The following is a 6,535-nucleotide window of genomic DNA, read 5'->3' as shown; positions in this document are numbered from 1 at the left end:
GCGGCGACCCTTGCGAAGGGCCCTAACCGCGCCTGCGGCCGATCTTGGACCCCAGCCACACCAGCGGGTCGTACTTGCGGTCGACGGCCCGTTCCTTCAGGGGGATCAGGGCGTTGTCGGTGATCTTGATGTTCTCGGGGCAGACCTCCGTGCAGCACTTGGTGATGTTGCAGTAGCCCAGGCCGTGTTCGTCCTGGGCGGTGGCCCTGCGGTCGAGACCGGCCTCGGCCGCCGCGTCCAGCGGGTGCATGTCCAGCTCCGCGATCCGCATCAGGAAGCGGGGCCCGGCGAACACCTGCTTGTTCTCCTCGTGGTCCCGGACGACATGGCAGGTGTCCTGGCACAGGAAGCACTCGATGCACTTGCGGAACTCCTGCGAGCGGTCCACGTCCTGCTGCGCCATCCGGTACTCGCCGGGGGCGAGTCCGGCCGGCGGCACGAACGCCGGGACCTGGCGGGCCTTGTCGTAGTTGAAGCCGACGTCGGTGACCAGGTCCCGGACGACGGGGAAGGTGCGCAGCGGAGTCACCGTGATGGTCTCGTCGCGGTCGAAGACCGACATCCGCGTCATGCACATCAGCCGGGGGCGCCCGTTGATCTCCGCCGAGCAGGAACCGCACTTGCCCGCCTTGCAGTTCCAGCGCACGGCGAGGTCGGGGGCCTGCGTCGCCTGGAGGCGGTGGATGATGTCCAGGACCACCTCGCCGTCGTTGACGTGGACGTCGAAGTCGGCCAGGTCGCCGCCGGCCGCGTCCCCCCGCCACACCTTGAACCGGGCCTCGTAGCCGCTCACTCGTAAAGCTCCTCTTCGGCGAGGTACTTGACCAGCTCCTCCTTGTCGAACAGGGCGAGCAGGTCCGGGCGGATGGGTTCGGTGGACTCGCGGGTGAGGGCGATCTGCCCGCGCGCCGGGTCCGGGACACCGCTGCCGGCGTCGGAGGCCGTGCGGCCGCCGCCCGCCTCGGTCGCGCCGAGGCCCCCGGCCGGATCGGCCAGGGTGCACAGCAGGTTGATGCTGCGCCACGCGCGGTCCATCGCCGGGTGGTCCTCGCGGGTGTGCCCGCCGCGCGACTCGGTGCGCTCCAGCGCGGCCCGGGCCACGCACTCGCTGACCAGCAGCATGTTCCGCAGGTCCAGTGCGAGATGCCAGCCGGGGTTGAACTGGCGGTGGCCCTCGACGCCGGCCCGCCGGGCCCGTGCCCGCAGCTGAGCGAGCTTCTCCAGGGCCTGCTCCATCTCGGCCCGGCGGCGGATGATGCCGACCAGGTCGTTCATGGTCTGCTGCAGTTCCTGGTGGAGGGCGTACGGGTTCTCGGGCGCGGCGCGGGGCGGCTCGTCGGCCTCGGCCGAGAAGGGCCGCAGCGCCTCGGCGGACGCCGCGTCCACCTCCGCGTCGCTCACCTCGGGCCGCCGGGCGGACCCCAGGGCGTGCTGTGCCGCGTGCCGGCCGGCCCGGCGGCCGAAGACCAGCAGGTCGGACAGGGAGTTCCCGCCGAGCCGGTTGGAGCCGTGCATGCCGCCGGCCACCTCTCCGGCCGCGTACAGGCCGGGCACACCGCGGGCCGCCGCCGTGTCGGAGTCGACCGCGATGCCGCCCATCACGTAGTGGCAGGTGGGTCCGACCTCCATCGCCTCGGCCGTGATGTCGACGTCGGCCAGTTCCTTGAACTGGTGGTACATCGACGGCAGCCGGCGCCGGATCACGTCGGCCGGCATCCGGGTGGACACGTCCAGGAACACACCGCCGTGCGGGGAGCCGCGCCCGGCCTTCACCTCGGCGTTGATCGCCCGCGCGACCTCGTCACGGGGGAGCAGTTCGGGCGGCCGCCGGTTGTGGTCCGGGTCGTCGTACCAGCGGTCGCTCTCCTCCTCGGACTGGGCGTACTTGTCCTTGAAGACGTCCGGGACGTAGTCGAACATGAACCGCTTGCCGTCGGAGTTGCGCAGCACGCCGCCGTCACCGCGCACCGACTCGGTGACCAGGATGCCCTTGACGGACGGCGGCCAGACCATGCCCGTCGGATGGAACTGCACGAACTCCATGTTCAGCAGGGGAGCCCCCGCCAGCAGGGCCAGCGCGTGGCCGTCGCCGGTGTACTCCCAGGAGTTCGACGTCACCTTGAACGACTTGCCGATGCCGCCGGTCGCGATCACCACGGCGGGTGCCTTCAGGACGAAGAAGCGACCGGTCTCCCGTTCGTAGGCGAAGACCCCGCAGACGTCCGGGCCGTCCTTCAGGACCCGGGTGACCGTGCACTCCTGGAAGACCTTCAGACGTGACTCGTAGTCGCCGGTCTCGCGGTGGTCCTCCTGCTGCAGGGAGACGATCTTCTGCTGGAGCGTGCGGATCAGCTCCAGGCCCGTGCGGTCGCCGACGTGGGCGAGGCGGGGGTACTCGTGGCCGCCGAAGTTGCGCTGCGAGATCCGGCCGTCCTTCGTACGGTCGAACAGGGCGCCCCAGGTCTCCAGCTCCCACACCCGGTCCGGGGCCTCGCGGGCGTGCAGCTCGGCCATCCGCCACTGGTTGAGGAACTTGCCGCCGCGCATGGTGTCGCGGAAGTGGACCTGCCAGGTGTCGTGCTCGTTGGCGTTGGCCATGGCCGCCGCGATGCCGCCCTCGGCCATCACCGTGTGCGCCTTGCCGAACAGCGACTTGCAGATCACGGCCGTACGGGCGCCTCGCTCACGCGCCTCGATCGCCGCCCGGAGGCCCGCGCCCCCGGCGCCGACCACGACGACGTCCCACTCCTGCCGGTCGACCACGGACATCAGTCAGTCCCCACTGTCCAGATTCGGAGCTGTTCGGATTCGGAGCTGTTCGGCATCAGAAGAAGCGCGGATCGTCGAAGACGCCCGATGCGACCAGGTAGACGTAGAAGTCGGCGAGCGCCACGCTCACCAGCGACGACCACGCCAGCAGCATGTGCCGGGCGTTGAGCCGGCCCGCCCACTGCCACATCCGGTAGCGCACGGGGTGCTTCGAGAAGTGCCTGAGCTTGCCGCCGACGATGTGCCGGCAGGAGTGGCAGGAGAGGGTGTACGCCCAGATCAGCACGATGTTGACCAGGAACACCAGGGTGCCGAGCCCCATGTGGCCCCAGGCGTAGTGCTCGTCGCGGAAGGCGAGCACCGTGTCGTAGGTGAGGATGCCGGCGACGGGCAGCGCGGCGTAGAAGAAGTAGCGGTGGACGTTCTGCAGGATCAGCGGGAAGCGGGTCTCGCCGGTGTACTTCCGGTGCGGCTCGGCCACCGCGCAGGCCGGGGGTGAGGCCCAGAAGCCCCGGTAGTAGGCCTTGCGGTAGTAGTAGCAGGTCAGGCGGAAGCCGAGCGGGAAGATCAGGATGATGATCGCGGGGGAGATGCCCCACCAGCTGCCGAACAGGTCCCAGTTGGGGCCCGAGCGCATGGGGGCGCAGTGCTCCGCCAGGCACGGTGAGTAGAACGGCGAGACGTACGGCGCCGCGTAGTAGTCGGCGTCGGCGAAGGCCCGCCAGGTGGAGTAGACGACGAAGGCCAGCAGACCGGCCGCGGTGGCGGCGGGCGCCAGCCACCAGCGGTCGGTCCGCAGGTGCCGGGCGGCGATCGCCGCACGCGGGCCGGTGCGTACGCCGCCGCTCTTCGGATGGGGTTCCGTACCAGTGGCCAAGGGATGACTCCGGTCGGGTCAGGGGGCGTGGCGGTCCCGTCCGCCGAGACCCTCGTCGTCCGTGTCGATCCACAGAGAGTCGTCGTACGGCGTGTCGGGGATGGTGACGAGTTCGGGGCGCCGTGGCGCGGCGGCGGTCCGGGCGGCCGCCTCGCGCAGCAGCGCGACGCTCTCGCGCAGGTGGTCGGCGTCGGTGCGGACCCGGCGCATGTCGAGCGCGTCGCCGCCGATGTGCTTCTCCAGTCGCCCCACCGACCGCTGCAGGTCGTCCAGGCAGCGCTGGAGCGATGTCAGTTCGTCATGCACGGACATGGTGTGCACCTCATTTCCGCGGGCGCGGTGGCCCTGGACGGGGCGTTCGTGCGCCTGCGAGTGTCGCGCGTCACAGCGGCCGGGGGGAAGGCGTGTGCACCGATTGGCCGATGTGTGCGGTCGTGCTTTCGACACTGTGCGCCGCACGAGTGGGCTTGCGGCGTGTCGTGGCCGTGCGCCCGGGGCTGCCGAACCCTTTCCTCTTCAGTGGCTGCGTACATCCGAATAGATCTGATCACTTACAGGTGATCACTTAAATATCGGCCAAAGTGATCACAAAGTGCTCCAAAAGCGGTGCAAACGTGATCATAACTCCCGCGGCTCCCCGGAGGTACCCAGAGATGTCCCACGACGGCGTCGGATCCAGGCCACGGCCGCGCGCGGTCATGCGCTCCGTTGTCTTCCTCACCGCGGGCGCGCTCGCGGTCCCCACCCTGGCCGCCTGCGGTTCCTCGGACGAGCCCTCCGAGCCGCTGGCCGCACAGGACATCGCTCCCGCTGCCCGGGCGCGGATCGCCGACGGGTCCACCCTGAGCTGGGCCGTCGACTCCGTGCCGGACACCTTCAACGCCTTCCAGGCGGACGCCGACGCCACGACCACCCGGGTCGCCCAGGCCGTCCTGCCGTCGATGTTCCGGCTCGACGCCGAGGGCCGGCCCGAGCGCAACCCCGACTACCTGGAGTCCGCCGAGGTCGTCGAGACGGAGCCCAGACAGGTCGTGCTCTACCGGCTCAACCAGAAGGCCGTGTGGAGCGACGGCCGGGAGATCGGCGCCGCCGACTTCGCCGCGCAGTGGCGCGCCCTGTCCGGCAAGGACAGCGCCTACTGGACCGCGCGCAACGCCGGATACGAGCGCATCGAGAAGATCGAGCGCGGCAAGAACGACCTGGAGGTCCGGGTCACCTTCGCCCGCCCCTACGCCGACTGGCAGTCCCTGTTCTCGCCGCTGTACCCGAAGGACGTCATGGGCACGCCCGACTCCTTCAACGACGGGGCGCGGCGCAAGCTGAAGGTGACCGCCGGGCCGTTCGCCGTGAAGGAGGTCGACCGCAAGGACGACGAGATCACGCTCGCCCGCAATCCGCGCTGGTGGGGGCGGCAGGCCAAGCTCTCCGAGATCGTCCTGAAGGCCGTGCCCCGCGGCGAGCGCGTCGCCGCGCTCGCCGACGGCAGCGTCGACCTCGCCGAGATCGCCCCGTCCGCCGTGAGCGGCATCGACAGCGCCGCGAAGAACGCGGCCGGCCCGGAGGCGGGCTCGGGCGGCGGCCGTACGGGGGTCAGGAAGATCACCGGGAAGGACGCGGCGGCGAAGCGCCGGCAGCAGGCGCTGCGGAACATCGAGGTCCGCCGGTCGCTGGAGCCGGCGTACACCCAGCTCGCGCTGAACGGTGCCGGCGGCCCGCTCGCCGACGAACGGGTGCGGCGTGCCGTGGCCCGGGCACTGGACCGCGAGGAACTGGCCGAGCTGGTCCTCAAGCCGCTCGGCCTGCCCGCCGAGCCGGTCGGCAGCCATCTCGCGCTGTCCGGGCAGGAGGCCTACGCCGACGGCAGCGGGGCGCTCGGCGGCCAGGACACCGCGGAGGCTCAGGCACTGCTCGCGGACGCCGGATGGGTCCTGGGCGGTCCCGTGGAGAAGAGCGAGAAGAGCGAGAAGAGCGAGGCGTCGAAGAAGAAGGACAAGGAGAAGGAGAAGGGCGACAAGGAGGAGAACGGCGAGAAGGCGGCCGGCGGCGAGGGCGAGAAGGCGGACCGGAACGCCTCGGAGGAGCCCTCCGACGGCGGGAGCGACGGGGCGTACATCGTCGGGGAGGACGACAAGAACCGGACCGGGGACGACTCCGGCGACTCCGCCGCCGGCGCACACCTCGCGCAGGACGGCAAGCAGTTCCTCGACCGGCAGGTCCGCCAGGGCGGCGCCCCCGGCGCCTACGCCCCCAAGGGCACCGCGGCCCCGGCCGGCGGTGCGGCCGGGGCGCTCGCGAAGGACGGCAAGGCGCTCACCCTGAGGTTCGTCCTGCCCTCCGGAGACGGCTCGCAGAGCCTGCGGACGGTGGCCGACCGGATCGCGGGGATGCTGGGGAAGGTCGGTATCCGGACCGAGATCACCAAGGTGAAGGACGACAGCTACTTCAAGGACCACATCGCGTCCGGGCAGTTCGACCTCGCCCTGTACTCCTGGCCGACCTCCGCCTTCCCCGCCACCGACGCCCGGCCGATCTTCGCCAAGCCGGTACCGGCGGCGGACGGGTCGCTGAACGTCGAGCAGAACTACACGCGGGTCGGCACCGACCAGATCGACCAGCTGTTCGAGCGTGCGGTCTCCACGCTGGACGAGGGCGAGGAGCGGAAGCTGCTGCGCAAGGCCGACGCGCGGATCTGGGCGGCAGCGGGATCGATCCCGCTGTACCAGCGCCCGCAGCTGACGGCCGCGCGGAAGGACCTCGCCAACGTGGGCGCGTTCGGATTCCAGACGCCGGTGTACGAGGACATGGGGTTCCTGAAGAAGGGGAGCGGGGGCTCACAGAGGAAGGAGTAGGAGGCCGGGCCGCCACGGACGCCGCCCCGCGCGCCCCGGC

At 70.9% G+C, this 6,535-nt stretch carries 5 protein-coding genes; 1 reads left to right on the top strand and 4 read right to left on the bottom strand.

Going from position 1 to position 6,535, the window contains the following annotated elements; all coding sequences use genetic code 11:
* Positions 1 to 22: 22 nt before the first annotated feature.
* From ACSLTV_RS26960 to ACSLTV_RS26945, 4 genes are read right to left on the bottom strand one after another with little or no spacing between them, the layout of a single operon-like run.
* The gene (locus ACSLTV_RS26960; RefSeq protein ID WP_432138685.1) at positions 23 to 793 is read right to left on the bottom strand and encodes a succinate dehydrogenase/fumarate reductase iron-sulfur subunit; all 771 of its coding nucleotides are present in this window, start codon (positions 791 to 793) and stop codon (positions 23 to 25) included.
* Positions 790 to 2,769 carry a fumarate reductase/succinate dehydrogenase flavoprotein subunit gene (locus tag ACSLTV_RS26955; protein WP_432157700.1) on the bottom strand — a complete coding sequence of 660 codons (1,980 nt, stop codon included), beginning with the start codon at positions 2,767 to 2,769 and terminating at the stop codon, positions 790 to 792. Before ACSLTV_RS26955 ends, ACSLTV_RS26960 begins: the two co-directional genes overlap by 4 nt.
* Positions 2,770 to 2,824: 55 nt before the next feature.
* Positions 2,825 to 3,646 carry a hypothetical protein gene (locus tag ACSLTV_RS26950; RefSeq protein WP_432138687.1) on the bottom strand — a complete coding sequence of 274 codons (822 nt, stop codon included), beginning with the start codon at positions 3,644 to 3,646 and terminating at the stop codon, positions 2,825 to 2,827.
* A gap of 18 nt (positions 3,647 to 3,664) precedes the next feature.
* Positions 3,665 to 3,958 (bottom strand): hypothetical protein, encoded by a 294-nt coding sequence (locus tag ACSLTV_RS26945; RefSeq protein WP_432157699.1) that lies wholly within the window; start codon positions 3,956 to 3,958, stop codon positions 3,665 to 3,667.
* A gap of 341 nt (positions 3,959 to 4,299) precedes the next feature.
* On the opposite strand from ACSLTV_RS26945, the gene ACSLTV_RS26940 reads away from it, so the two are divergent.
* Complete coding sequence (locus tag ACSLTV_RS26940; RefSeq protein ID WP_435613029.1) at positions 4,300 to 6,495, top strand: ABC transporter family substrate-binding protein; 2,196 nt, start codon at positions 4,300 to 4,302, stop codon at positions 6,493 to 6,495.
* The last annotated feature ends 40 nt before the right edge of the window (positions 6,496 to 6,535 follow it).

This window comes from Streptomyces sp. bgisy159 (assembly GCF_965341775.1).
In the GTDB taxonomy this organism is placed as follows: Bacteria; Actinomycetota; Actinomycetes; order Streptomycetales; family Streptomycetaceae; genus Streptomyces.
This window is presented reverse-complemented; position numbering and strand designations above follow the sequence as displayed.